Source organism: Streptacidiphilus sp. P02-A3a (assembly GCF_014084105.1).
GTDB lineage: Bacteria > Actinomycetota > Actinomycetes > Streptomycetales > Streptomycetaceae > Streptacidiphilus.
This window is the reverse complement of record NZ_CP048289.1, coordinates 5,948,842-5,975,392: the sequence shown is the minus strand read 5'-3', so window position 1 is coordinate 5,975,392 and position 26,551 is coordinate 5,948,842. Positions and strand designations below refer to the sequence as shown.

Genomic DNA, 26,551 nt, shown 5'->3' with positions numbered 1-26,551 from the left:
GCGAACGCGTCCGGGGCCCGCCGCCGAATGGCGACGGGCCCCGGACGCCGCGTCAGTTCCCGGCTCTGGCGGAGACGGTGACGTTGCGGACCAGCATCGGATGGCCCGGCTGGGTGGCGCCGGTGGGCACCGCGCCGCCGTAGACGCCCGGGAACGAGCCGCCGACCGCCACGTCGAGGATCAGGAACACTCCGTGGTGCACCGCGTCGTCCCAGGTGGCCGCGTCCATCTGGGCGGCGGTCACCTCGTGGTAGAGGGTGCCGTCGAGGTACCAGCGGACCTGCTCGGGCGAGGTCGAGCGGTCGACCTCCACCGTGTAGGTGTGGAACCCCTGAACGCAGGCGGCGCAGGGGTGTTCACCCGAGCCGAGGCCGGTCGGCTCGTCGCAGGGGCCACCCGGGGTGATCCCGCAGTGCATGGTGCCGAACACCGAGGGGCGGCCGTCCACGCTCTCCATGGCGTCGAGTTCGCCGACGCCCGGCCAGCTGCTGAAGCTCGGGCGCAGCCCGGCCCCCAGCGTCCAGAACGCCGGCCAGTAGCCGGTGGCGGCGGGACCGCTGACGTCGGGCAGGGCGATCGTCGCCGAGATCCGCAGGATCCCGCCGGGCGGCGCCGCGAAGGACGAGCCGCGGCTCTCGATCCGGCCCGAGGACCAGGCCCCGGACGGGCCGCCGCCGCGGGTGGGCACGATCTCCAGGTCGCCGTGCCCGTCGAGGCGGACGTTGGCGGTCGAGTCGGTCATGGTCTCCACCTCGCCGGTGCCCCAGTGCGGTGCCGGGCAGCCCTGGTAGCAGGTCCCGGTGTCGTACTCCCACAGGGCGGGGTTCGGCCGACTGCCCGCCGGGCCCTGGAAGCCGTCCTCCAGCAGGGTGGTCCAGCCGTCACCCAACAACCCCTGCGCGGACAGCAGTTGCTGCAACCGGTCGGTGAGGATGACCACCGCGGCGTTGGTCAGGTGCGCGGTGTCCCGGTAGAGCAGCACCCGGTCCAGTACCGCCGGGCAGTCGCTGCCGGAGCCCGGGCACAGCACGTCGTTGACGCTGACCTGGTGCACGCCCGGCTCGCGCCCGGCGGCGATGGCGGCCGACAGCGGGTCCGGCCACAGCGCCTGCGACCGGGGCACGGCGCACAGTCCCAGGTCGCCGGGGTGGTCGGAGACGCAGGCGGGGACGTCCAGGCCGGGTACCGGGGTGTCGGTGAGGTAGACGATCGGCACGCCCAGCGCGCGCAGCGGCGCCAGCGTCCGGTTCCAGGCGTTGAGCAGCAGCGACTGGTTGTCGGTGTAGCGGTTGAGCGAGGCGATCACGATCAGGTCCGGCTTGGGTTCGCTGCGCAGCCGGGCCACGGTGTTCGTCCGCCAGCTGTCGCACTCGGTGTAGGTGTGTCCCAACTGCGGATTTACCACTGATAGTTGCGGCAGCGGGCAGCCCTGCTTCACCAGCTCCTCCAGCCCCCAGTGGCGGGTGGCGGCGATGCCGAGCATCGCCGAGAACCACTGGCCGGCGTGGGAGTCGCCGAGCAGCACGATCCGGTGCGAGCTGCTGAGGTCGCCGAACTCGCAGGGCGGGCTGCTGACCGCCGCCGGGGCGACCTCGCAGTCGCCGTCCGGCGGGTAGTCGTTGCGGGCCTGGATCGGGGTGGGGATCACCGGGCCGCTGCCGGCGGCCTTGGCGCCGCCGACCAGCAGGCTGCCGCCGGTGACGGCGCCCGCCGGGAGCCCGGCGCTGGCGACCGGCGCGGCCGAGCCCAGGGTGTGCAGTGTGCCGGTGCCCGCGACCAGCGCCAGGACCACCGGGACGGCGATCGCGGTGAGGCCCAACGACAGCCCGCGCCTGGGCAGTTCGGTGACCACGGGGGAGCGGCGCAGCGGACGTTCGACCCAGCGCAGGGTGGCCGCCGCCGGGAGCGCGGACGCCAGTACCAGCGCGGCCTTCACTGGCCAGGGCAGTGTTCTGCCGGTCCAGTCGTCGGCGAGGACCAGCACCGGCCAGTGCCACAGGTACAGGTTGTAGGAGAGCCGGCCGAGCGCGCGCGGCGCCCGGGTGCCGAGCAACCTGGCGGCGCTGTAGGACAGTTGGCCGTCGTCACCGGGGCCGGGCAGCCCGGCCGCGAGCACCGCCGCGGCCCCGAGGGTCGGCAGCAGCGCGGCCGACCCGGGGTAGGGGGTGGCCGCCGTGTACCAGACGGTGGCCAGCAGGATCGCGGCCAGCCCGGCCCAGCCGCAGCAGCGGCGCAGCGCGGCCGGGAGGCGCAGCCCGGTCGGCAGCAGCGCCAGCAGCGCTCCGACGCCGAACTGCCAGGCCCGGGAGGGGGTGCCCAGGTAGGCCAGCGACACCGAGTCCTGGCTCCAGCGCAGGCAGAGCAGCAGCGAGACGGCGGTGGTGACGGCGACCAGTACGGCCAGCGTGCCGCGCAGTCGGCGGTTGCGGCGGTGGCGCCGGGCGGGGGTCCGCTCCGCGCCGCCGCGCCGGAACAGCCAGGCCAGCAGGGCGAACAGCGGCGCCCAGAGCAGGTAGAACTGCTCCTCCACGGCCAGCGACCAGAAGTGCAGCAGCGGGCTCGGATCGCGCCCCGCCGCCAGGTAGTTGGTCTGCTCGCTGATGAAGCGCCAGTTGGAGACGGAGAGGGCGGCGGCGAGGATGTCGTGGTAGACGTCGGTCCGGCTCAGTGGCCCGATCAGGACCAGTGCGGCGAGGCTGACGGCGGCCAGGACCAGTCCGGCGGAGGGGAGCAGGCGACGGGCGCGGCGGGAGTAGAACTCGGCGAGCCGGACCCGGCCGGTGGCCAGGGCCTCACGCAGCAGCAGCCCGGTGATCAGGTAGCCGGAGATCACGAAGAAGACGTCCACCCCCACGTATCCGCCGGTGAACCCGGGGATGTCGGCGTGGAAGGCGAGGACGACGAGGACGGCGAGAGCCCGCAGGCCCTCGATATCGGGACGGAATGCGCGGCGGGGGTCCGCCGTGGGGGGCGCGTCCGCCTTCCGGCTTGTGGCCGGATCGGCAAGGGACGACATGTGTGTGATGGCCTTTCAGCGCATGGTGCGGTGGTTCTGGAGCTTCTCGGGTCAGGACGGGTCAGGACGGGACGGGACGGTACGGGGTTCGGCGGACCGGCTACGGGAGCATGGGGGTGACCCAGCCGGAGGCGAACAGGGCGACCAGGGCCAGCACCGAGGTGATGGCCAGGGCCTCCGGCCAGCGCCGGGGCTGCACCAGCGGCCGGGCGCCGCTCGCGGCCGTCGCCCGGGGGCGCGGGCGCAGTTCGCGTGCCAGGTCGCGCAGCAGTGGCAGCCCGATCTGGCCCTGGACCAGGACGTACAGGCCGAGCCCCCAGGCGGGCTGCCAGCCGACCCGGGCCACGGTCAGCGCCAGGCCGACGACGGCCGCGCCGAGGCAGAGCGTCAGCCATCCGGCCGAGGCCAGCAGGACCCGCCGGGCGAGTCTGCCGCCGCGTCCGGCGCCGGTGGGTACCCAGGCGGCGGTGCGCCCGCGCAGGGTGTCCAGCAGCGCGGCTCCGGCGGACATGCTCATCAGCGTGTTGGCGCGGATCACCTCCATCCGCCAGCGGGTGCGGCTGACCCGGGGCAGCAGCACCTGCCAGAGCCACAGCGGCGCGAGCAGCGGCAGCACGTCCAGCGGGCGGACCAGCTGCGGATAGCCGAACATCATCACCAGCGGCGGCAGCGGCGCGGTGACCGTGTTGACGAACATCGACAGGTAGCCGACGACGCCCTCGTAGAAGCAGAGCCGCATCCGCCAGGTCGCGCCGATCCGGGACAGGTCGCGGCTGCGGGTCAGGTGCAGGTTGCCCATCGCCCAGCGGTACTGCTGGTTGACGAACGCGCCCAGGCTGTCCGGCGAGGTGCCCTTGGCGAGCAGCACCGGGACGTACAGGGTGCGGTAGCCCCGCTCGTACAGCGCGAGCCCGGTGTACATGTCCTCGCTGTGCTCCAACTCGGCGACGCCGCCGACCAGGTCCAGCGCGGATCGCCGGTACAGCGCGTTGCTGCCGCAGCAGATCGCGGCGTCGCTGGCGTCGCGGGAGGGCTGGATCCAGCGGAAGAACCACTCCTGGGCGGATCCGGCGGCGCGCTCGATCCAGTTCATCGTGGCGTCGGTGTCGAAGCACTGCGGGCTCTGCACGATGCCGACGGCCGGGTCCGCGAAGTAGGGCGCGAGGTGCAGCAGGAAGTCGTGCCGGGGTGCGAAGTCGGCGTCCAGGATGGCGACATAGTCGCCCTGACTGAGCGTCAGCGCGTGGTTGAGGTTGCCCGCCTTCTTCAGTCGGCCCCGGTCGGGGCGGACCACGTAGCGGTAGCCGTGCTGTTCGGCGAGCGCGGCCACCTCGGGCCGGTCGCCGTCGTCGAGCACCCAGACGGCCAGTTCCCCCGGCCATTCCAGGGTCGCCACGGCCCGGTAGGCGTTGTCCAGCACGTCCAGCGGTTCGCCGCAGGTGGGCAGGAACAGGTCGACGCTCGGCGGGTCGGGCGGCTGCCAGGCGCGCAGCAGTACCTCGTGCGACCGGCGGGTGAGCCTGCGGCCGCGCAGGCTGTTGACGCAGGAGAGCGCGAAGGCCACGAGATTGAGCAGGAGCACGCCCAGAAATCCCCACAGGGCGGGGGTTCGGAGCGAGAAGGCCAGCATGCTGGCGGCGGTGAGTACGAACGCGAACGAGGCGCAGATCAGGACCCAGCGCCGCTGCGGCCCGAAGTACCAGTACAGTTCGCGGTCGTCGGGCGGCTGGGGCAGGTGTGCTGCCGACGGCGTCGGCGATGGTGCTGCGGTCATGTATCCCCCAAGCTGGTGGTGCGTCAGCCTTGGTGGACATCATAGCCGTATGGTCTAGACCACATGCGTCGGTTCCGGGTACCGGACGTTAACAGGTTCGGAATTGCCCCCCGCCGGACCGCTCGGCGCGACGGACGTGAGTGGCCGTCAGAATGGTCATTTCCCGGGCGGGATGAACGCCTTCCGGTGCTCCGGGATATGTGCACGAATATCTGTCGGGCAGCCAGGCGGCCGGTCGCGGACCGGGCGCGGCCCGGTGGACGCCCGGGCCGCGGTCGAACACGTCATTTCTCCTTGCCGGTGGCCTTCCGTCGGGGGGCGTGCTTCTCGTGCACGGACTGCCTGCTGACCTGTAGCTCGTTGGCGATCCGCTGCCAGGTCCACTCCTGGTCGCGGGCACTGTCGACATGCAGCCGCTCCAGCTCCTCCATCAGGCGGCGGAGGGCGACGATGGCCTGCAGGCCGATGGCCGGGTCCTTGCTGGTGACCTGCCCGGCCAGCGCGGTCGGGATCTCTTCGTCTGTCATGTCGTCAGGTTATCCTGACAATCGATCATCCTGTCAAGAATTCCTGACACGTGGGGCGGCGGGGGCCGGACGCGGAGATGTCCCGCTCAATTCCGTGGCGCCGGGCCCGGCGGAGCGGCGATCATCGCAGATGTGTCGACAAATGCCCCGAACCATCAGATCCGTGCCGCCCACACCGAGCACACCGTCACCGTCTACCAGGCCTTCGACCCGGCGATCGCCGGACCGGCGGTCGCCGGGCAACGCCTCGGCGCCGGGTTCAAGCGGCAGCGGATGACCTGGATCAAGCCCTCGTTCCTGTGGATGATGTACCGCAGCGCCTGGGCCACCGCCCCCGGCCAGGAGCGGGTGCTGGCCGTCGAGCTGACCCGGGAGGGCTTCGAGGCGGCGCTCGGCCTGGCCACCGCGTCCAGCTACACCCCGGCCCTGCACGCCACCCGCGAGCAGTGGCGCCAGGACCTGCACCACAGCCCGGTGCGGTTCCAGTGGGACCCCGAGCGCGACCTGCGGCTGCGGCCACTGCCCTGGCGCTCACTGCAACTCGGCCTGAGCGGCCCCGCGGTGGACCAGTACCTCGACTCCTGGACGGTCTCCCTGACCGACGTCACCGAGCAGGCCCACCGCATCCGCGACCTGGCCCGCCGGGGCGACCCGGACGCCGCCGGGCTGCTCCCGGCGGAGCGTTCCTACCCGCTGCCGAGCACGCTGGCGGCCCGGCTGGGCGCCACGGCGGAGGGCTGACCGGGCGGACCGGGGAAACCTGCGGGCGGGCCGCCTGGCGCGGTTGACGGTGGTCGCCGATAGTCTTCGGTCGATCCCACCCACACTGCCGAGGACTGCCTCATGTCGTTCGCCGCGCCCGATGTCGCCCGCATGTTCACCGCCGGTGAGCAATTCGCCTTCCCCAGCGGTCAACTCGGCACGGTCCTGGTCACCCCTCCGGTGGAGCTGTCCCTGCCCAGCGGGCGGATCGTCGCCTGCGACCCGTTCACCGGCCTCGGCGCCTACGGCGGCGACCCGTTCACGGTGACCGTCCCGCCCGGCCGCTACCAGGTCACCGCCTCGATGCTGGAGATCACCGCGCCGGAGGACCCGGAGTCGGAGTCCGACCGTGAACTGGACCACGAGCCCGAGCCCGAGCAGCCGCACCGGCGGGTCGCCGCCGCCCGGCTGGTGATCTCGGACCAGCCGGTCGCCGTCTGGGAGCAGGCGGTCGTGCCGGAGCAGGACCTCGGCGCGCTGGGTGAGGACGAGTTCTACGGCTACGGCGTCGACGCCGGGACGGGCTGCTTCGTGGACGCGGAGGCGGTCGAGCCGCTGGGCGACTTCGAGAGCGACACCGAGACGCTGATGGCCGCGTTCGAGGCGGTGGAGTGGTCCGCCGGGGTGGTCACCCTCACCGCCCCGGAGAGCGGGCACAACCTGGTCGCCTTCTCGTCCGGCTGGGGCGACGGCGTCTACCCGACCTGGATCGGCCGCACCGCCAGCGGCGAGGTGGCCTGCCTGGTCACGGAGTTCTTCGTGATACCGGACGACCGCAGCGACCACTCCTGAGGGCCGGGCGTCCCGAGCGGCGCAACCCGGCGGGGGCGCCGCCGGGCCCGGCGCCCCCGTTCGGTGAGCCCAGCGGCGCGGCGCGACCGGCTACGTCGGCGCGACCGGCTACGTCGGCGCGACCGGCTACGTCGGCGCGACCGGCTACGTCGGCGGGGCCGGGGGGAAGTGCCGGGGGCGGCGCGGGACCGGGCTGCGGCGCGGGCGGCTGATCATGACCGGGGTGTTGTTCTGCTCGTCCTGGCGGCGGCGCCGGGCGGCGACGCAGAAGAGGCAGGCGTTGTCGGCGGTCGGGTCGGTCGGCGCGCCGGGGTGGATGTCGCAGCCGGAGGTGTTCCTGGGACGGGCCAGTTCGCGGGCGACGATGAAGGCCTGGTGCGTGGCGTCGGCGAAGCGGGCGAAGTCGGCGTCCTCCGAGCGCAGTGACAGCTCGAAGGCCAGTTCGTTGACCCGACGCAGCAGTTGGCTCAACTGCTCGAAACTGTAGGGCCCCTCGGGCACCGGGAAGCCGAGCGAGCTGGTGCGGGCGACCGGCGGGATGTTGGCCGGGTTGGTGCCCAGTCGGCGGGCTTCGTTGCACAGCAGGCAGCGGGTCCAGCCCTGCGGCGGCTCGGGGTCGATCGCGCCGTTGGGGTGCCGCTCGCAGCCGGTGTAGGTGCGGGCCGGGGCCAGGTTGCGGGCGATGTGGAACAGCAGGTACACCGCGTCGCTGGTCGCGTCGAACTCGGCCGGGTGCGAATCGCTGTACAGCCCGCTGAGGCCGGAGTTGACGGCCGCGAGCTTGGTGCGGAACTCGGCGAGCAGGTAGGGGCGCCCGAGCGGCACCGCGTAGCCGTCGGTGTGCTGGTCACCACGTCGTTTCTCACTCACGTGCCCCAGCATGGCACGCCGGACCGACAAGCCGGGGGTGAGCGTGACGCCCCGGCTCCGGGGCGTCACCCGGGGTCACCGGGGGCGTCGTCGGCGAGGCGGGCATGCAGTTCCACGTCGTAGCGGTTGGCGCCGTAGCGCAGCTTGGAGCGCTCCAGGCCCTCGACCGCGAACCCGGCCCCGGTCGCCACCCGGCAGGAGGCCGGATTGTTGGTCCGGTGCCCCAGCTCCAGCCGGAACAGTCCGAGGTCCTGGAAGGCCCAGTCGGCGACCGTCCGCGCGCTCGCGGTCGCCACGCCCCGGCCCCGGGCGGCCGCTACCGTCCAGTACGACACCCAGCCGGTGTCGTGCCGCCGGTCCACCGAGGTCACCGCCGCGCAGCCGAGCAGGGTCCCGTCGGCGTCGTCCACGACCGCCCAGGCGTAGCCGGTCCCGGCGGCCCGGTCGGCCTGGCGCTCCCGCACCCAGAGCAGGGCGTCCGCCCGCTCCCGGATGGCCCGGCCGGACTGTCGGGCCATCTCCGGCGGCCCGAACGCGTCCAGCACCGCGCCCGCGTCCGCCTCCAGCCAGGGGCGGAGCAGCAAGCCGGACCCGGTCAGCAGGTGATCTCTCATGCCGCCATCCTGCCGGTCCGGTGCCGGACGTCAACCGGATTCCCAGCGTGTCGGTGGCGTGCCCTACGGTGGTGAACCCGGGCCGGAGCGGCCGGAGTACCGGGTGCCGGAGGGGGGATCGTGCGGGAGCAGAGCTGGCCCGCCGACGAGGAGTCGGCGATCCGGGTGCAGCAGCGGCTGCGGTCGCTGGTGGACGTCGCCGGTCCGGGCCCCGACCTGTCCGGCGGGGGCACCATCGCGGGGGTGGACGTGGCCTATGACGACGCCCGGGACCGGGTGGTGGCCGCGGCCGTGGTGCTGGACGCGGCTACGCTCGCTGTGGTGGACCGGGCCACCGCCACCGGCCGGGTGACCTTCCCGTACCTGCCCGGACTGCTGGCCTTCCGCGAACTGCCGGCGGTGCTGGACGCGCTGGCCGCGCTGGAGCGGGCGCCGGATCTGATCGTCTGCGACGGCTACGGCGTGGCGCACCCGCGTCGGCTCGGCCTGGCCAGCCATCTCGGCGTGGTCACCGGGATCCCGTGCTTCGGTGTCGCCAAATCGCCCTTCCGGTACGCCTGTCCGGAGCTGGGCGCGGAGCGCGGTGCCACCGCCCCGCTGCTGGACGGCGCGGAGACGGTCGGCCGGGCGGTGCGGACCAGGACCGGGGTGAAGCCGGTCTTCGTCTCGGCCGGGCACCTGATCGACCTCGACCACGCCTGCCGGTACACGCTCGCGCTGAGCCCGAGGTACCGGCAGCCGGAGACCACCCGGCTGGCGGACCGGCTCTGCCGCGACGTCCTGGCGGCGGGCTGAGCCGGGGCGGTCACGGCCGGGGGCCGAGGATCATGGTGAGGGTGCGGTCCAGCGAGTCGGCGAAGACGCTGTCCGCGTCCGGTGGCGCCGCCGCGCCCGAGCCCAGGGTGGCGGCCAGGTACGGGTACCGGCCCCCGGCGATCACGCCGCCGAGGTAGTCGACCAGGTCGGCCTGCCAGCGCGCGGTGTCCTCCCCGGCCGCGGTGTGCTGCCACACCGCGAACTGCGTGACGAAGCCGTTGAACATGGCGAACAGCTGCATCTTGGTGCCGCCGCCGAGCGGTGAGTCCGCCAGCGCGCCCAGGAAGAACTCGGTGCAGCGCAGCGCGTTCGGCCCCATCGACGGTCGGCTGACCACGAGTTGCGGCAGCCAGGGGTGGCGGCGCATGGCGGCCAGCTGCTCGTGCGCCAGCAGCGTGAGATCCGCCCTGGGTTCTCCCGAGGGCTGCTCGGGGAGGGTGAGCTCGCCCGCGGCGGCGTCCAGCATCAGGTCGAACAGGTGCTCCTTCTTGGGCACGTAGTTGTACAGCGACATGGTGCCCGCGCCGAGGGCCGCCGCGATCTTGCGCATGGAGACCCCCTCCAGGCCGTCGGCGTCGGCGAGGGCGATCGCGGCGGCGGCGATCTCGGCGCGGCTGTGCGCCGGTTCCGGACCCCGGCCGGTGCGCTCGGGCCGCAGCCAGATCATGCCCGGGGCGGCCTTCGCGGGCGGCCTGCCGCCGGACTCGGATGCGATGGACGGCACGCGGGCCACCTCGTTTCTGGAGCTTCCCAACGCTCTCACGGTAGTGGGTGCCGGGAGCCCGGTGCGCTGCCGGACCCGGGGCTGGACACGTACACCGTACGTCGTAGTACTCTCGGCGCGGAGCGCTTCTACGTACACTGCACTTAGAAAGCCTGGAAAGGCGGACGTATGGGCCCGAACAGCTATGACGCCTCCCGCGACGGCCCGGCCGTCGAGGCCGAGGGCGTGCACAAGAGCTTCGGCGGCACCAGGGCGCTGAGCGGCCTCGACCTGTCCGTCCCGGCCGGGACGGTCTGCGGGGTGCTCGGGCCCAACGGCGCGGGCAAGACCACCGCCGTACGGATCCTGGCGACGCTGTGCCACCCCGACGCCGGGCGCGCCCGGGTGGCCGGGCACGACGTGGTCCGCGAGCCCGACCTGGTGCGCCGCGCCATCGGCTTCGCCGGCCAGCACGCGGCCGTCGAGGAGGGCATCACCGGGCGCGACAACCTGCACCTGGTGGGCCGACTGCACCACCTCGGCCGCCGGGGCGCCCGCCGCCGGGCCGAGGAACTGCTGGAGCGCTTCGGGCTCGCCGACGCCGCGGACCGGCTGGTGCGCACCTACTCCGGCGGCATGCGCCGCCGCCTTGACCTGATCGCCAGCCTGGTCACCCGGCCCGCCGTGCTCTTCCTGGACGAGCCCACCACCGGCCTCGACCCGCGCAGCCGCAACGACATCTGGACCGTCGTCCGGGAGCTCGTGGCCGAGGGCACCACCGTGCTGCTCACCACCCAGTACCTGGACGAGGCCGACCGGCTCGCCGACGACGTGGTGGTGGTCGACCACGGCCGGGTGATCGCCTCCGGACCGCCGGACCGGCTCAAGTCCGCGATCGGGACCAGGGTCGAGGTGGCCCTGGCCGAACCGGTCCGGCTGCCCGAGGCGGCGGCGGTACTGGCCGCGCTCACCGGCGGCGAACCGGCGCTCGACCCGGTCGGCGGCCGGGTCAGCGCGGTCACCGCGCCCGGCCGCCGGATCGCCCTGCCGCAGCTCGTCCGCGAGCTGGACGCCGCCGGTGTCGCCGCGGTGGACGTGGCCCTGGGGCACCCCTCGCTGGACGACGCCTTCCTCGCCCTGACCGGCCGCCCGCAGGCCGGTTCCGGCTCCGACCGGACCCGAACGGTGACCCGATGAGCGCCCTGACCCCCAGCCCGCCGACCCCCGGCCCGCCGACCCCCGGCGTCCCCGCGCCGGAGCCCGGCCGGGCGCGCCGGGCCGCCTCCGACGCGGGCACGCTGACGCTCCGGGTCCTGCTCCACTACCGCCACTCGCCGGGCCTGATCGCCGCCTCACTGCTGGCGCCGCTGGCGATGCTGCTGGTCTTCGGCTACATCTTCGGCAGCGCCATGAGCGTCCCCGGCGGCGGCAGCTACCGCGACTACCTGATGCCCGGGATGTTCATGCTGGTCGCGGTGAACGGGGTGATGCCCAGCATGACCGGCGCCGCCCGCGACGTCGGGCGCGGGGTCACCGACCGGCTGCGCTCGATGCCGATTTCCCGCTCCGCCGCGCTGTTCGGCCAGACCCTGGCCGACCTGCTGGTCAGCGTGGTGGTGCTGGCCATGATGATCGGCGTGGCGCTGGTCCTCGGCTGGCGCGCGCACCGCGGCCTGGCCGACGCGGCGGCGGCGTTCGGACTGCTGCTGCTGTTCCGGTTCACCGCCAACTGGGTCGGCGTCTTCCTGGGGCTGCTGGTCGGCCGGGAGGACACCGCCGGGCAGCTGTCGGTGCTGGTGTTCCCGTTCAGCATGGTCACCAACATCTTCGTGACCACCGGCGGGATGCCCGGCTGGCTGCGTGCCGCCGCCGACTGGAACCCGGTCAGCTCGGTGGCCGAGGCCGTCCGCGAGCTGTTCGGCGACGCCGCTCCGCAGACCGCCGCCGCGCCCTGGCCGCTGCACCACCCGCTGGCCGCCGCGCTGTCCTGGTCGGCGCTGCTGCTCGCCCTGTTCGTCCCGCTGGCGGTCCGCCGGTTCAGCGCCCACGGTCGCTGAGCCGCCACGGGAACGACGGAGGTCCCCGGGCCGAAACCGGCCCGGGGACCTCCGTGACTCCTCAGCGACTCAACGACTCAGTCGCTCAACGACTCAACCGCTCAGCCGAGGGTGGCGATCGCCTCGTTGAAGGTCTGCGACGGACGCATGACCGCCGTCGCCCGGGCGGCGTCCGGCTGGTAGTAGCCGCCGATCTCGACCGCGGAGCCCTGGACGGCGATCAGCTCGCCGACGATGGTCTGCTCCTGCTCCGCCAGGGTCTTGGCGAGGCCCGCGAACGCGGCGGCCAGCTCCGCGTCCCCGGTCTGCGCGGCCAGCTCCTGCGCCCAGTACAGCGCCAGGTAGAAGTGGCTGCCCCGGTTGTCGATGGTGCCCAGCTTGCGGCCCGGCGAACGGTCCTCGTTCAGGAACGTACCGGTCGCCCGGTCCAGCGTGTCGGCGAGGACCTGGGCCCGCGCGTTGCCGGTGGTCTGCGCCAGGTGCTCGAAGCTGACCGCCAGCGCCAGGAACTCGCCCAGGCTGTCCCAGCGGAGGTAGTCCTCCTTGAGCAGCTGCTGCACGTGCTTCGGCGCGGAGCCGCCCGCACCGGTCTCGAACAGGCCGCCGCCGTTGATCAGCGGGACCACCGAGAGCATCTTGGCGCTGGTGCCCAGCTCCAGGATCGGGAACAGGTCGGTCAGGTAGTCACGCAGCACGTTGCCGGTGACCGAGATGGTGTCCTCGCCCTTGCGGATCCGCTCCAGCGAGAACGCGGTGGCCTGCTCCGGGGTGAGGATCCGGATGTCCAGGCCCTCGGTGTCGTGCTCCGGCAGGTACGCGTTGACCTTGGTGATCAGCTGCGCGTCGTGGGCGCGGCTCTCGTCCAGCCAGAACACCGCCGGGCTGCCGGTGGCGCGGGCGCGGTTGACGGCGAGCTTGACCCAGTCGCGGATCGGCACGTCCTTGGTCTGGCACATGCGGAACACGTCGCCGGTGGCCACCGGCTGCTCCAGCACGGTGTTGCCCGCGGCGTCGACCACCCGGACGGTGCCGTCGGCCGGGATCTCGAAGGTCTTGTCGTGGCTGCCGTACTCCTCGGCCGCCTGCGCCATCAGGCCGACGTTGGGCACCGAGCCCATGGTGGCCGGGTCGAAGGCGCCGTGCGCGCGGCAGTCGTCGATGACGACCTGGTACACCCCGGCGTAGCTGCTGTCCGGGATCACCGCGAGGGTGTCGGCCTCGTCGCCGTCCGGGCCCCACATGTGGCCGGAGGTGCGGATCATCGCGGGCATCGAGGCGTCCACGATGACGTCGCTGGGGACGTGCAGGTTGGTGATGCCCCGGTCGGAGTCGACCATGGCCAGGGCCGGGCCCTCGGCCAGCTCGGCGTCGAACGAGGCCTTGACCTGCGCGCCCTCGGGCAGCGAGTCCAGGCCCTTGTAGATGGCGCCGAGGCCGTCGTTGGGGCTCAGACCGGCGGCGGCGAGCGTCGCGCCGTACTGGGCGAAGGTCTTCGGGAAGAACGCGCGGACCACGTGGCCGAAGATGATCGGGTCGGAGACCTTCATCATGGTGGCCTTGAGGTGCACCGAGAACAGCACGCCCTCGGCCTTGGCCCGGGCGACCTGGGCGGTGAAGAACTCGCGCAGCGCGGCCACGTGCATCACCGAGGCGTCCACGACCTCACCGGCGAGCACCGGCACCGAGGCGCGCAGCACCGTGGTGCCGCCGTCGGCGGTGACCAGCTCGATCCGCAGCACGCCGTCCTCGGCGACCACGGCCGACTTCTCGGTGGAGCGGAAGTCCTCGGCCGTCATGTGCGCGACGTTGGTCTTGGACTCCGGGGTCCAGGCGCCCATGCGGTGCGGGTGCGCCTTGGCGTAGTTCTTGACCGAGAGCGGCGCGCGGCGGTCGGAGTTGCCCTCGCGCAGCACCGGGTTGACGGCGCTGCCCTTGACCTTGTCGTAGCGCGCGCGGACGTCGCGGTCCTCGTCGGTCTTCGGGTCGTCCGGGTAGTCCGGCAGCGCGTAGCCCTGCGCCTGGAGCTCCGCGACGGCCGCCTTGAGCTGCGGGATGGATGCCGAGATGTTCGGCAACTTGATGATGTTGGCCCCGGGGGTCTTGGCGAGCTCGCCCAGCTCGGCCAGGGCGTCGTGGATCCGCTGCCCTTCCTGGAGCCGCTCCGGGAAGCTGGCGATGATCCGCCCGGCCAGGGAGATGTCGCGAGTCTCCACACTGACGCCCGCTGTCGAGGCGTACGCCTGGACCACGGGCAGGAACGAATGCGTTGCCAGGGCCGGGGCCTCGTCAGTGTGCGTATAGATGATGGTCGAGTCAGTCACCGGTACTCCGCTTCACGTCTACAACGTCTCGACATCAAGATATCTCCTGATGGCCCCTCCCGGGTACCGACCCCGGTGTCGATTCGCCGGCTCGGCCAACTGCGGACCGGTCGCCGCAGCGGAGCGTGACCGGGCGACCACGGATCCGGACCACGGCCCCGGCGCGTCGGCCGCCGCCCGGTCGGCGGCGGCCGACGACGGTCAGCCCCGGGGCCGCGGCAGGCTGTCGCGCAGCTCGACCAGGATCTTCGCGGCGTCGCCCAGACCGGCCTGTTCGCAGCGCCGGATGGCCGGGGCGAGCCGGGCCCGGGCCGCGTCCGGCCTGCCCAGCGCGCGGCCCTCCAGCACCGAGGCCACCCGCACCGCCTCCGCCCGGGGGCCTTCCAGTTGCGGGCCGCCCGCCTCGTACCCGGCGATCGCCAGTTCCGCCGCGGCCAGGGCCTCCTCGGGCCGCTCCGCCCGGGCGTAGCAGCAGGCCCGTTCGTAGTGCAGGCCGGCGGCCTGGAAGGCGAGGCCGACCGGGTGCCCCGGGGCCTGGTCGCCCGGTGTCGCGGCCCGGTCGAGCACCGCCCGCGCCTCGGTCAGCCGGGCCAGGGCCGACTCCAGCCCGTCCGCGCCCCGCGCCACGGTCGTGAGCCGGGCGAGCTCCCGCAGCATCGCCGCCACCTGCTCGGTCCGCGGCGCCCGGGCGTGCGAGGCCAGGGTGCGCTCGCGGGCCGCGTCGGCGGCCTCCCAGCTGCCGGCCTCGGCCAGGGCGACGGTCGCCTCGCTGGCGACCATGGTGTGCGTGTCCTGGTCCGCCCACCCGGCCACCGTGTCGGCGAGCCGCAGGTACTCCTCGGCGGCGTCCCGGAACTCCTTGAGCTGGGTGAGTCCCCGGGCCAGTTCCAGCCGGGCCTGCGCGCGCAGCCGCTCGTCCAGCCGCGCCGCGGCCGGGTCCAGCAGCACCGACTCCAGTACCGCGACCGCGTCCGTGCCGCGTTCGGCCCGGCGCAGCTCGGCGGCCAGCCGCAGCCGGATCTGGGCCGCCCGTCCGGGCTCGTCGTCCCGGTCGAAGTGGGCGGCGGCCTCGGACAGCGCCCGGACCGTCCCGGCCGAGTCGTCGCAATGCGCGCAGGCCTCGGCGAGCATCGCGTACAGCGGTCCGAAGGGGAAGGGCCGCAGCCGCCACCTGGTGGCCTCGGCGACGGCCTGCTGGAACAGGTCCTTCGCCTCGGCGGGCTGCTGCTGCCGGAGCCTGACCTGTCCGCGCAGGCCGGTGAGCGGCGGGATGCTCCAGGGCCGCTCGACCTGCTCCAACAGCCGCACCGCCTCGTCCAGTTGCGCGTCGGCCTCGGCGAACCTCCCCTGCCGGGCCGCGATGTCGGCGGCGCAGTGCCGGGCGGCGACCGCACGGTGCCCGGCCCCCAGTTCGGCGGCGCGCCGCAGCATCGCCTCGACCTCGGCGGCGAACCGCTCGGTGGTCGCGGGCGGCGGCTCGGGCAGCGCCGCCACCAGCTCGCGATGCGCCACGAAAACCCGGACATGACGGACAGTCAGATAATTGGTCCGCACCACCTCGTCCCCGGTTGACAGCAACTCCAGCGCGCGGGAGAGCAGTTCATCGAGTTCGGCCCAGTCCGCCGGTGTCTCCGGCTGCTCCGGGCCCAGTACGACGAGCCTGGCCCGGTTGGCCAGCGCCCGGCCGGGCAGCCCGGCCTGCTCGAACAGGGCGACCGAGCTGAGGAGTTCGGTCCGGGCCTGGTCCGCGTCGCCCGCGTCGCGCAGCTGCTGGGCGCGCACCTCGGCGAGGTCGGCCCGCAGCCGCTCCTCGCTGCCCAGCTCCGGATCCTCCGGGTGGGTGTAGTCCTCGGCCGCCACCAGCTGGGCCGCGCGCTGCCACAGCTGCCACGCGTCCGGATGCTCGATCCGCCGCAGTTCCCGTGCCCGGAGCACCAGTTGCACCAGGTCCTGCGGGATCGGCTCGGCCGCCGGGCGGGCCGCCGGAGCCGGGGCCGGTGCGCCCGCCGCGCCCGGCAGCTGCGCGGCGCGCACGCCGAGCGCCAACGGCTCGGCGAGCAGCGGCTGTTGCGCGAGCCGGGCGCGACGCCGGGCGCTGATCGTGTCGCTGCCGTTGCGGGCGTCGAACTGCGCCGCCAACTCCTCGGCCTGCGGCCGGATCCGGGCGAGCAGCGAGGCTGCGGTCCAGTTCGCCCCGGGCGGCCCGCTGACCGGGATCTCGCGGTGGCCCTCCGCCTCCAGCACGTTCAGCAGCACCTCGACCCCGGTCAGGAAGTTGAGTTGCGACAGCGGGCGGCCGACCACCCCGAACAGGTCGCGGTTCTCCGCCAGGATCTCCAGACCCCGCGCCGCGTTGCCGCTGAGCGCGCAGAACTCCAGGTGCAGCCCGACCTCGGCGGCCAGGTTGGACTTGCCCCGGGCGAACCGGTAGCCGACCAGGTGGCTGGAGCGGGCGTCGTCGGTGCGGCCCAGGCGCAGCAGCGGCAGCAGCGCGCTCGCGTGGCTGGAGTACGGCTCCTCACTGCAGGTGCTGCGTCCGTCCAGGACCGGCTGCCAGACCTCCAGTGCCCGCGCGTCGTCGCCGCGACGCATGTGGTGCGCGGCCCGGCTGTGCGCCTCGCAGGCGACGCAGTCGCTCAGCTCGGAGCGCGGCCGGGCGGCCCACAGCTCGAAGGCCTCGTCGACGGCCGCCCCGGTCTGCACGGCGAGGTGGAACTCCTGCGCGTAGTAGGGCTGGAGGCCGAATCCGGCGACTCGGTAGCGGTCGCGCATCTCGGTGTGCCAGCGCCGGATCGCGGCCAGCGGTACCTCGGGCACGCCGCGCAGCGCCGCCGCCACCCACTTGAAGCGCCAGAAGACCTGCTGCTTCGCCCAGTCGTTGAAGTCCTCCGGGTGCTGGTCCCAGAGTTTCAGCACCCGGGCGAAGACCACCGGGGACTTCCGCGCCTCGGCGTCGTAGGTGTAGGCCTCCATCAGGTCGAGCAGGCAGGCGATCAGCAGCGGCCGGTCCTCGAACTGCTCGGCGGCCTCGGTGATCTCCTCGGCGGTGACCGTGCGCTCGTGGCCGTAGGGCCGCTCGTCGTTGGCGCGCAGCGCGTCCAGCACGGCTTCGGTGGTGTCCAGCACTAGGCGTCCTTCCCGGGGGCGGCCGTCTCGTGGCCGAGCATGGCGTGGTCCAGCAGGCTGATGAAGGAACGGTTCAGCAGGGCGCTCTCGCTGGACCGCAGCGGACGCCGGGTGAGCAGCAGCGCCTGCCCGTACAGCGCCTCCACGGCGGTGACCGCGAGTTCCCGGTGGGTGATCGAGGCGGCCCGGCGGACCAGCGGGTTCAGGTGGTTCAGCACCAGCTGCGCCCGGGGTGTCGCGGCGCGCAGCGAACCCAGGATGTCGGCCCACAACCCGTCGGCGTCGTCCGCGAGTTGGGCGCGGGTGCGCTCGTGCCTGGCCTCCCGGTCGTCCAGCAGCAGCGCCGGGGCACCGGCCGGGTGGAAGGTGCGCAGCGCCACATCGCAGTCGAAGCGGCCGACCACCTCGCGGGCGATGCCGAGGAACGCGGCGGCGGCGAGTTCGACCGAGGGGTCGACCGCGTCCAGGTGCGCGGTGACCGTGCCCGGGTCCAGGTCGGCCACCGAACTGCCGGGGCGGATCTCCGGCAGCCGGTGCACCAGGTCGCGGTCGTAGGTGTAGCCGCCGTTGACCACGCCCAGGCCCGCCGCGCCCGCCACCGGCGCCACCTGGCGGAACTCCTCGACGGTACGGGTGACCAGGATCACCGGGTGGGCGCGGGCGAACTCGTCCAGGGTGACCCGGCCGTCGGTGGTCTCGAACGGCAGCCACGGCAGCAGCATCCGCAGCAGTTCGTCGTCGTGGCGGGCCAGCGCCTTCACCGCCAGGTGGTGCACCCCGAGGAAGCGGTGCAGCAGCGCCGGATCGCTGGCGGACAGGCCGGTCAGCCAGTCCCGGATGCGCCCGCCCAGGGCGTCCCGCACCGCCGCCAGCGTCTCGTCGGCGTACAGCCCCTCGCGGGAGGCGGTCGGCCGCAGGCTGTCGGTGTCCACCACGCAGCGGACGAAGAACGCCCAGTCCGGCAGCAGTTCATCGGCCTTGTCGGAGAGCAGCATGCCCTTCAGGTGCACCCGGTGCCCGGCCCGCCGCGACGGCGGCACGGCGTCCGGCAGCACGTACGCCACCCCGCTGAGCCCGGCGACCGGCAGGTCCAGGTCGATGCAGTCGAGCGGGGTGAAGTCGAACGTCGTCCGGCAGTACTCGGTCAGCGCCTCGCGCCGGGCCAGCGGGGAGCCGTGCGCGGCGGCCCACGGCGGCGTCCGGTTGATCCGGGTCTCGCTCCCGCTGCCGTCGACCACGGTCACCTCGTGCCGCAGCAGGCTGCCGAAGTCCCGGGCCAGCGCCACCACCTGGTCGGCGCGGGTCCACTGGGCGGCGTCGGCGCGCGGCGCCAGCCGGACGGTGGTCCCCGGCTGCGGCTGCGCCCCGGCGGGCAGGGTGCGGATGGTGTACCGGCCGTCGGAGCTGCCGCGCCACTCGATCACCGGGGCGTCCGGGGCGGCGGCGGAGCGGGTGACCACGGTGATCTCGTCGGCCACCACGAAGCAGGCCAGCAGGCCGATGCCGAACTGCCCGATGAAGTCGCCGCGCGCCGAGGCCAGCCCGGTGCCGTCCAGCCGCCCCTCGGCGTCGCGCTTGGAGCTGCGGCCGATGGTGGCCAGGAAGGTGTGCACGTCGGCCTCGGTCAGGCCGATGCCGGTGTCGGTGACGGTGAGTTCACCGTCGGCGCGGACGGTGATCCGGGCCGGCGCCGCCGGGTCGAGCGCCTGCCGGGCGGAGATCGCGTCCACCGCGTTCTGCAGCAGTTCGCGCAGGTACACCCGGGGGCTGGAGTAGAGGTGGTGGGACAGCAGGTCCACCAGACCGCGCAGGTCCACCTGGAAGGTGTGCGCGTTGGCGGGGCTGTCCGACGGGATTTCGTTGGGGGACACCGGAGCTGGCTCTTTCGGTCGGCGGGATCGCGAGGTCGGCGGGAACGGTGGGTCTGGGGGAGCGCCGCGCTACTGCGCGCACAGGTCCCGGTGCTTGCCGAACTGGTCGACCGGAGTCCCGCTCAGGTAGCGCCAGGGGAAAGTGGTGGCCGTGCCGTCCAGCGCCTGGAACAGCCGGTGCGCGGTCGCCCGCTCACCGGCCAGCGACAGCGCCATGGCGAAGCTGTTGTACGTGGCCTGCCAGCCGCGCCGCCGCTGGAAGTCGGGGTGCAGCACCGAGCGCTCGGCGGCCTCGCGCAGTTCCGCGAGCACCTCCGGACGGGTCAGGTACGCCCGGCCCGCGTCGCCGCCGTCCAGGTCCACCCAGCGCTCCAGATGGGCCAGCGCGACCAGCTCGCCGAACGGACTGCCCTCCGGCTGCGCCCGCATCGAGGCCTGCGCGAACGCGTGCATCGCCTCGTGCGAGCCGCCCCACTTGGCGCACAGCTGCTGCAACCGCGCCTGGTGCGAGGCCAGGTGTCCGGGACGGCGCCGTAGCGCTGCCTCGAACCGGTAGCGGCAGACCTCCTGGTCCAGCGAGGCGCCCCGGCCGCTGTGCTGCAGGAAGTACCAGGGGGCGAGCCACTCCGGCTCCCGCTCGGCGACCTCGAACAACTGCTCCTCGGCGGTCGCGAGTCGGCTCCGGAACGCCTTCCACTGGTCCTGGCTCACGTGCTTGGCCGACTGCCGGGTGCGGGCCTCCCAGGCCCAGGCGACCTGCCGGGCGCCGGAGAGCAACAGCGGCAGCGCCGAGTCGGGCTCCTCGGCGACCGCCCGCGACGTCCACTCCTCCACCCCGGCGACCTCGGCCAGGGCGATCAGCACCCAGGTCAGCTCGGTCTGGTCGGTGATCGCCGCCAGACCCTCCCGCAGTGCGGCCCAGTCGCCCGCGACCGCCTGATCGCGCATCAGCAGCAGCTCGGCGTCCCCGCACAGGTCGTCCAGTACCGGCGGCGGGCCCGACGGCGCGGGCACGACCGGCGCCGCCCCACCGTCCTGGCTCCCGCTCCGGGACCGGCGTCGGAAAAGCGACATGACGATTTCCCCCTCGATTCGTTCACGGACTCCGGCCGGGCAGTACGCCGAGCGCGCAGGGGAAGTACCTATCACGAATCGCACGCCAGTCCAGCACCGCCCTGCCCGGGTCCGCCGGGCCCGCGGAGCGTTGGCTTGTTGAATCCGCCGTGAGTCGGCCGCGCTACGCCTGCTCCCGGGCCCGCCGCTCCCGGCGCGCCGTGATCCAGGCGCGGCCCCGCGCCTCCGCCTGGTCCAGCGGCTCCAGCAGCGCCGGGACGGCCGGGATGACCGCGTCCGCGCCGAGCCGCGCGGTGATCCCGGTCCGCCGCAGGATCTCCGCGAGCTGCGGGTGGACCCCGGCCAGCAGCAGCCGCCCGCCCGCCGCGTCCAACCGGGCGGCGTAGCGGCCGATCAGCTTGAGGATCGCCGAGGAGGGGACGTCGGGCGCGGTCCGCATCACCAGTACCAGCACCGCGTCCCGGGCGCCGTCGACCCGGGGCAGCCGGGTCTCCAGCCGGGGGAGTTCGGCGAACAGGCTGGTGCCCTCGTAGCTGAGTACGGTCACCCGGCCCGGAGCCAGCACCGTCGGCACCGGCACGCTGGTGCTGGACCAGGCGCCCTCGGCGTCCCGCTCCAGCTCGACCAGTCGGCTCTGCCGGGCCGCCTGGACGCAGTACAGCAGCAGCGACAGCACCGCGCCGATCACGATCGCCTGTTGCAGCGGCAGCTGGGTGGTGGCGCCGAAGGTCACCAGCATGGCGACGGCGGACAGCGGCGAGGTCCGGCAGACCAGGACGATGTCGCCGCGCTTGCCCCAGATCAGCTCGCCGCCGATGACCAGGATCAGCCCGCCGATGACCGGCATCGGGATGCGTTCGGCGAGCTTGCCGCAGAGCAGCACCGCCAGCGCCAGGAACACCCCGGAGATCACCCCGGCCCAGCGGGTCCGCGCCCCGGCGCTGGTGGCCACCCCGGTCCGCGACAGCGACCCGCCCGACGGCAGCGCGCTGAACAGGCCGCCGCCGAGGTTGGCCAGCCCCTGCGCGGCGAAGTCGCCGTTGACGCTGGAGCGGCTGCCGTCCGGGTTCGGCATCGACGGCGCGACCCCGGCGGCCTGGGCCAGTGCGACCAGGGCCACCGAGACCGCGCCGCCGACCAGGTGCGGCATCGCGCCCCAGTCCGGCGCGGAGAAGCCGGGCAGCGCCGCCGGGATCCGGGCGATGCCGCGTACCAGCTCCACGTCCGTGCCGAGCACCCCCACCGCCACGCTGACCAGCACCATCGCGATCAGCAGGGCCACCGCCGCCAGCCGCCGCACCGCGTGCGCCAGCGCCCAGACGGCGATGGTGGCGAGGGCCACCAGGGTCGGTGCGAGCTGCCAGTGGTCCAGGTGGATCAGCCAGTTCCACAGCTGGAGCAGCTTGTTGTGCCCGGCGGGCTGGTAGCCGGTGGCGTCCTTGAGCACCCCGGTGACGATCTGCAGCGCGATGCCGGTGGAGAAGCCGGTCATCACCGCGTTGGAGACGAAGCTCAGCACCACGCCCAGCCGCAGCGCGCCCATGGCCAGCATCACCGCACCGACCAGCAGCGTGAGTGCGGCGACCGTCCCGGGCGCGTGCGGGTCGAGCCCGGCGTTCGTCACCACGCTCTGGCCGGTCAGCGCGATCGCGCTGGTCAGCGTGGTGACCATGAGCACGGTCGGCGCGGCCAGCGAGCCGAGGATCGGCGGCGCCACGCCCGCGTACAGCCCGGCGACCGGGTTGAACCCGGCGATGGAGGCGTAGGCCATTCCCTCGGGGATGCTGAACAGCCCGGTGACCACCCCGGCGGTGAGGTCCGCCGCGACCGGCCGCCCCCACCGTGCGGTCAGCCGCCGCAGCGCGCTTCCCGGCTCCGCCTGGCGCTGCGGTCCGGTGCGCTCGGCCACCGTCGCAACCGCCTCCCTCGCTCCTGCCCGCCCGGTCCCTGCTGGCAGCCTCCCGGACGCCCTCGGCGGACGCGACCGCTGCCGCCCGTTCAGGTGAGACCGGACGTCAGCCCGCTGTCGGATGGCGGGAAGCAGGCTCCCGGCTTAGCTTCGGAGCAGACCGCGCGCCGTCGCGTGAGCCGCGCGCAGCAGTGAGGGAGCACCCGTGGGCAATGCCATCGGCCAGATGCTGGCGTCCGCCGTCGGCATCGCGATCAGCCCGATCCCGCTGATCGCGGTGATCCTGATGCTCGCCACCCCGCGCGGTCGCGGCAACGGCATCGCCTTCGCGCTCGGCTGGAGCTGCTCCATCGCCCTGCTCAGCGCGCTGATCGTGGCCTTCGGCGGCGGCATGCGGACCGGCGGCGACCCGGCCCGCTGGACGCTGTGGCTGAAACTGGCGCTGGGCCTGCTGTTCCTGCTGCTCGCGGCCAAGCAGTGGCAGGGCCGCCCGCGCGAGGGCCACGCGGCCGAGACCCCGGGCTGGATGCGCACCGTGGACACCTTCACCCCGGGCAAGTCCGGCGGCCTGGCCGTGGCCCTGGCGGTGGCCAACCCGAAGAACCTGGTGCTCACCGTCGGCGGCGCGGTCTCGATCGCGGGCAGCGGCGCGAGCGGCGGCGGCAAGACGGTCGCGGTGGTGCTGATGGTGCTCATCGCCTCGCTGTGCACCACGTTGCCGCTGGTCGTGTACCTCTTCGGCGGGGAGCGCGCCGGGCGGGTGCTGACCAGCTGGAAGGGGTGGATGGCCGCCCACAACGCGGCGATCATGATCGTGGTGCTGCTGGTCCTGGGCGCCAAGTACGTCGGCGACGCCCTCAGCGGGCTGAACTCCTCCTGACCCTCCTGACCCTCCTGACTCCTTCTGGCCGGAGGAAACCGTAAGGCTGCTTGATAAGGTAGCCTTAGCATATGAACGACGATCTGGACCCCGGGAGCGTCGCCGCGACCCTCCTGGCGAGCGTCAGCCTGCTGGTGCGCCGGGTACGCCAAGTACCCGCCGGGGGCGGCCTGACCATGCCCGAACGGACCGCGCTGTCCTCCCTGGACCGCTCCGGGCCCACCACCTCCGCCGCGCTGGCGAGGGAGGCGCAGATCACCGCGCAGGCGATGGGGGCGACCCTCAGCGCCCTGCGGGCACGCGGCCTGGTCGAACGCCGTCCGGACCCGGACGACGGCAGGCGGGTGGTGCTGTCGGTCACCGAGGCCGGCGCGAAGGCGCTGAAGGACAAGCGCAACGCCCGGACCGAGCTCGTCGCCCAGGCCCTGACCAGCGGCGCGTTCACGCCCGCCGAGCTGGAGCAGCTGACCGCGGCGGCGACGCTGCTGGAGCGCCTGGCCCGGAACATCTGATGCGGAGAGGGAACCATGAGGAACGACGCTGATGACTGATCAGCCCGAGGCGGTCGCCGTCCGTCCACCGGTCGTCGACCGGTACAAGTGGACCGCGCTGACGAACACCACCGCCGCGGTCTTCATGTCCGCGCTGGACGGCTCGATCGTGCTGATCGCGCTACCCGCGATCTTCCGGGGCATCCACCTGGACCCGCTGGCCCCGGGCAACATCGCCTACCTGCTGTGGATGATCATGGGGTACCGCCTGGTCCAGGCGGTACTGGTGGTCACCGTGGGCCGACTCGGCGACATGTTCGGCCGGGTCCGGATCTACAACGCGGGCTTCGCGGTGTTCACCTTCGCCTCGATCCTGCTCTCCTTCGACCCCTTCGACGGCGGCCACGGGGCGATGTGGCTGATCGGCTGGCGGGTGGCGCAGGCCGTCGGCGGCTCGATGCTCACCGCCAACTCCGCCGCGATCCTCACCGACGCCTTCCCCAAGGAGCAGCGCGGCTTCGCGCTGGGCATCAACCAGGTGGCCGGGCTCGGCGGGATGTTCATCGGCCTGGTCGCGGGCGGTCTGCTGGCGGCCTGGGACTGGCGCGCGGTGTTCTGGGTGAACGTGCCCGTCGGTGTCTTCTTCACGCTGTGGGCCTACCGCACGCTGCGCGAGACCGGGCAGCGCGGCGGCGGCCGGATCGACTGGTGGGGCAACGTCACCTTCGCGATCGGCCTGAGCGCGGTCCTGGTCGGGGTGACCTTCGGCCTCCAGCCCTACGGCGGCCACACCATGGGCTGGACCAACCCGCTGGTCGACGGGCTGATCGTGGGCGGGCTGGCACTGCTCGTGGCGTTCGTCGTGATCGAGCGGAGCGTCTCCGCGCCGATGGTGCAGCTGAGCCTCTTCCGGTTGCGGGCCTTCACCTTCGGCAACCTGGCCGGCCTGGCCATCTCGATCGGCCGCGGCGGCATGCAGTTCGTCCTGATCATCTGGCTCCAGGGCATCTGGCTGCCGCTGCACGGCTACGACTACGGCAACACGCCGCTGTGGGCCGGGATCTTCATGCTGCCGCTGACCGCGGGCTTCCTCGCCGCGGGCCCGGTGTCCGGCTACCTGTCCGACCGGATCGGTTCCCGGGGCCTGGCCACCGGCGGGGCGCTGCTGTTCGGCGCCAGCTTCCTGGGGCTGATGGCGCTGCCGGTCGACTTCGGCTACTGGATCTTCGCGGTGCTGATCGCGCTCAACGGGATCGCCAGCGGCATGTTCGCCTCGCCCAACTCCTCCGCCATCATGGGCAGCGTGCCGAGCGAGCTGCGCGGCGTCGCCTCCGGCATGCGGGCCACCTTCCAGAACTCGGGTACCGCCGTCTCCATCGGCGTGTTCTTCTCGCTGATGATCGCCGGACTGGCCAGCAGCCTCCCGCACACCCTCACCAGCGGCCTGCGCCAGCAGGGCGTTCCGGCCCAGCTGGCCGCCCAGGTCGGCGGCCTGCCCCCGGTCTCGTCGCTGTTCGCCGCCCAACTCGGGGTCAACCCGGTCCAGCACCTGCTGCAACCCAGCGGTGCGCTGGCGCATCTCACGGCGGCCCAGCAACAGGCCCTGACCGGGCGCGAGTTCTTCCCGCACCTGATATCCGGGCCGTTCCACTCGGGCCTGGTCATCGTCTTCGGCTTCGGCGCGACCCTCGCCTTCCTCGCCGCCGTCACCTCACTGCTGCGCGGCGCCAACCCCACTCCCGAATCCCACCCCGTTCCGTCACCCAGACAAGAGGCAACCATGGCACTGACCACCATCGACCCCAGGTCCGCGCTGGTCGTGATCGACCTGCAGAAGGGCATCCTCGCCGCCCACGGCGGCCCCGAGTTCACCGCTGTGGTCAAGCAGGCGGCGCAGCTGGCCGCCGAGTTCCGCCGGCACCAGCTGCCTGTGGTCCTGGTCAACGTCACCGGCGTCGCGCCCGGCCGCAGCGAGACCAGGTCGTCCGCGGGCCGCGGCGCCTTCCCGCCCGGCTGGGCCGACCTGGTGGACGAGCTGGACGTGCAGCCGACCGACCACCTGGTCACCAAGCGCCGCCGCAGCGCCTTCCACGACACCGGGCTGGACACCCTGCTGCGGGACCTGGGCGTCACCCAGGTCGTGCTCGCCGGGGTCTCCACCAGTTCGGGCGTCGAGTCGACCGCGCGCTCCGCCGTCGACCACGGCTACCACGTCGTGCTGGCCACCGACGCCATGGCCGACCCCGACCCCGCCTCCCACCAGCACAGCGTCTCCCGCATATTCCCCAAGCTGGGCGAGACCGCCACCGCCGCCGAGGTCATCGAGACGGTCGAGGCCACCCGATGAGCCTGCTCGGACGACTGCTGCACAACCGCCGGGCGGGCGACACCCACCTGGCCTGGAACCTGCCCAACCTCCAGGGCCCCGGGACGCTGGCCCTCACCAGCCGCGACTTCAGCCACGACGGCACCATGTCGCTGGAGCACTGCGCCAGGAACGTCGGGGGCGCCGACCGCTCCCCGCACCTGGCCTGGAGCGAACTGCCCACCGGCACCGCCCAGCTGCTCCTGGTCGTCGAGGACATCGACGTCCCGATAGCCAAGCCCGCGGTGCACTGCCTCGCCCTGATCGACCCGGCGGTCGGGCAGCTGGAGCCCGGCGCCCTGGCCGGGAAGCAGCCCGCCGCCGGGGTGCGGGCACTGCGGTCCACCATCGGCCGCGGCTACCATGGCCCGGGGCCGATCAAGGGCCACGGACCGCACCGCTACGTGTTCCAGCTCTTCGCCCTGGGAAGCCCGGTGGGCAGCGAACCGACCGCGACCCCGCTGGACCGGGCGCGCCCCCGCGCACTGCTGCCCACGGTCGCCTCGCCGGTGCTCGCCCGCGCCAGCCTGACCGGCGTCTACGAACGCTGACGCCGCTCCGTGCGGGAGCGCCGCGCGCTGTC

20 protein-coding genes are annotated in these 26,551 nt (G+C 73.5%); 9 read left to right on the top strand and 11 right to left on the bottom strand.

Going from position 1 to position 26,551, the window contains the following annotated elements; all coding sequences use genetic code 11:
• Positions 1 to 52: 52 nt before the first annotated feature.
• The 3 genes from GXP74_RS25670 to GXP74_RS25660 all read right to left on the bottom strand — a co-directional run bounded on the left by GXP74_RS25670 (position 53) and on the right by GXP74_RS25660 (position 5,317).
• On the bottom strand, positions 53 to 3,016 hold the full coding sequence (locus GXP74_RS25670) for an acyltransferase family protein (protein WP_182453602.1): 2,964 nt from the start codon (positions 3,014 to 3,016) through the stop codon (positions 53 to 55).
• Between the two features lie 100 nt (positions 3,017 to 3,116).
• Complete coding sequence (locus GXP74_RS25665; protein WP_182453601.1) at positions 3,117 to 4,790, bottom strand: glycosyltransferase family 2 protein; 1,674 nt, start codon at positions 4,788 to 4,790, stop codon at positions 3,117 to 3,119.
• A 284-nt stretch (positions 4,791 to 5,074) separates the two neighbouring features.
• The gene (locus tag GXP74_RS25660) at positions 5,075 to 5,317 is read right to left on the bottom strand and encodes a hypothetical protein (protein ID WP_182453600.1); all 243 of its coding nucleotides are present in this window, start codon (positions 5,315 to 5,317) and stop codon (positions 5,075 to 5,077) included.
• A gap of 132 nt (positions 5,318 to 5,449) precedes the next feature.
• Here GXP74_RS25660 and GXP74_RS25655 point away from each other — a divergent pair, with 132 nt between their 5' ends.
• Both GXP74_RS25655 and GXP74_RS25650 read left to right on the top strand, forming a co-directional pair.
• Complete coding sequence (locus GXP74_RS25655) at positions 5,450 to 6,058, top strand: DUF4291 domain-containing protein (protein ID WP_182453599.1); 609 nt, start codon at positions 5,450 to 5,452, stop codon at positions 6,056 to 6,058.
• Positions 6,059 to 6,160: 102 nt separating this feature from the next.
• Positions 6,161 to 6,871, top strand: coding sequence for a DUF4241 domain-containing protein (locus GXP74_RS25650; RefSeq protein WP_182453598.1), 711 nt, complete (start codon positions 6,161 to 6,163; stop codon positions 6,869 to 6,871).
• A 144-nt stretch (positions 6,872 to 7,015) separates the two neighbouring features.
• Here GXP74_RS25650 and GXP74_RS25645 read toward each other — a convergent pair whose 3' ends face one another.
• Both GXP74_RS25645 and GXP74_RS25640 read right to left on the bottom strand, forming a co-directional pair.
• A complete protein-coding gene (locus GXP74_RS25645; protein WP_182453597.1) occupies positions 7,016 to 7,741 on the bottom strand; it encodes a hypothetical protein in 726 nt (241 codons plus the stop codon).
• A 65-nt stretch (positions 7,742 to 7,806) separates the two neighbouring features.
• Complete coding sequence (locus tag GXP74_RS25640) at positions 7,807 to 8,355, bottom strand: GNAT family N-acetyltransferase (protein WP_182453596.1); 549 nt, start codon at positions 8,353 to 8,355, stop codon at positions 7,807 to 7,809.
• A gap of 120 nt (positions 8,356 to 8,475) precedes the next feature.
• On the opposite strand from GXP74_RS25640, the gene GXP74_RS25635 reads away from it, so the two are divergent.
• Positions 8,476 to 9,150 (top strand): endonuclease V, encoded by a 675-nt coding sequence (locus GXP74_RS25635; protein ID WP_225448180.1) that lies wholly within the window; start codon positions 8,476 to 8,478, stop codon positions 9,148 to 9,150.
• Positions 9,151 to 9,160: 10 nt separating this feature from the next.
• Here GXP74_RS25635 and GXP74_RS25630 read toward each other — a convergent pair whose 3' ends face one another.
• Positions 9,161 to 9,895, bottom strand: coding sequence for a TetR/AcrR family transcriptional regulator (locus GXP74_RS25630; protein ID WP_225448179.1), 735 nt, complete (start codon positions 9,893 to 9,895; stop codon positions 9,161 to 9,163).
• Positions 9,896 to 10,063: 168 nt separating this feature from the next.
• On the opposite strand from GXP74_RS25630, the gene GXP74_RS25625 reads away from it, so the two are divergent.
• Positions 10,064 to 11,071 carry an ATP-binding cassette domain-containing protein gene (locus tag GXP74_RS25625; protein WP_182453595.1) on the top strand — a complete coding sequence of 336 codons (1,008 nt, stop codon included), beginning with the start codon at positions 10,064 to 10,066 and terminating at the stop codon, positions 11,069 to 11,071.
• Positions 11,068 to 11,931 carry an ABC transporter permease gene (locus GXP74_RS25620; protein ID WP_182453594.1) on the top strand — a complete coding sequence of 288 codons (864 nt, stop codon included), beginning with the start codon at positions 11,068 to 11,070 and terminating at the stop codon, positions 11,929 to 11,931. Before GXP74_RS25625 ends, GXP74_RS25620 begins: the two co-directional genes overlap by 4 nt.
• Before the next feature lie 101 nt (positions 11,932 to 12,032).
• On the opposite strand, the gene GXP74_RS25615 is transcribed toward GXP74_RS25620, so the two are convergent.
• The 5 genes from GXP74_RS25615 to GXP74_RS25595 form a co-directional block, all read right to left on the bottom strand.
• On the bottom strand, positions 12,033 to 14,252 hold the full coding sequence (locus tag GXP74_RS25615) for an NADP-dependent isocitrate dehydrogenase (RefSeq protein ID WP_182453593.1): 2,220 nt from the start codon (positions 14,250 to 14,252) through the stop codon (positions 12,033 to 12,035).
• 201 nt (positions 14,253 to 14,453) lie between these two features.
• On the bottom strand, positions 14,454 to 17,378 hold the full coding sequence (locus GXP74_RS25610; RefSeq protein ID WP_182453592.1) for a hypothetical protein: 2,925 nt from the start codon (positions 17,376 to 17,378) through the stop codon (positions 14,454 to 14,456).
• Entirely contained in the window at positions 17,378 to 19,249 is a 1,872-nt protein-coding gene (locus tag GXP74_RS25605) for an HSP90 family protein (RefSeq protein WP_225448178.1), read from the bottom strand. The genes GXP74_RS25610 and GXP74_RS25605 overlap by 1 nt, the downstream gene beginning before the upstream one ends.
• 69 nt (positions 19,250 to 19,318) lie before the next feature.
• The gene (locus GXP74_RS25600) at positions 19,319 to 20,323 is read right to left on the bottom strand and encodes a hypothetical protein (protein ID WP_225448177.1); all 1,005 of its coding nucleotides are present in this window, start codon (positions 20,321 to 20,323) and stop codon (positions 19,319 to 19,321) included.
• 163 nt (positions 20,324 to 20,486) lie between these two features.
• Positions 20,487 to 22,232, bottom strand: a complete 1,746-nt coding sequence (locus GXP74_RS25595) for a SulP family inorganic anion transporter (protein ID WP_225448176.1) — start codon at positions 22,230 to 22,232, stop codon at positions 20,487 to 20,489.
• Between the two features lie 205 nt (positions 22,233 to 22,437).
• Between GXP74_RS25595 and GXP74_RS25590 the strand changes: the two genes are divergently transcribed.
• From GXP74_RS25590 to GXP74_RS25575, 4 genes are all read left to right on the top strand, one after another.
• Positions 22,438 to 23,112, top strand: a complete 675-nt coding sequence (locus GXP74_RS25590) for a GAP family protein (RefSeq protein WP_182453591.1) — start codon at positions 22,438 to 22,440, stop codon at positions 23,110 to 23,112.
• 71 nt (positions 23,113 to 23,183) lie between these two features.
• The gene (locus GXP74_RS25585; protein WP_182453590.1) at positions 23,184 to 23,624 is read left to right on the top strand and encodes a MarR family winged helix-turn-helix transcriptional regulator; all 441 of its coding nucleotides are present in this window, start codon (positions 23,184 to 23,186) and stop codon (positions 23,622 to 23,624) included.
• Positions 23,625 to 23,655: 31 nt separating this feature from the next.
• Positions 23,656 to 25,950: an isochorismatase family protein gene (locus GXP74_RS25580; RefSeq protein WP_182453589.1), complete on the top strand. Its 2,295-nt coding sequence runs from the start codon at positions 23,656 to 23,658 to the stop codon at positions 25,948 to 25,950.
• A complete protein-coding gene (locus GXP74_RS25575; RefSeq protein ID WP_182453588.1) occupies positions 25,947 to 26,519 on the top strand; it encodes a YbhB/YbcL family Raf kinase inhibitor-like protein in 573 nt (190 codons plus the stop codon). The genes GXP74_RS25580 and GXP74_RS25575 overlap by 4 nt, the downstream gene beginning before the upstream one ends.
• Positions 26,520 to 26,551 lie beyond the last annotated feature (32 nt).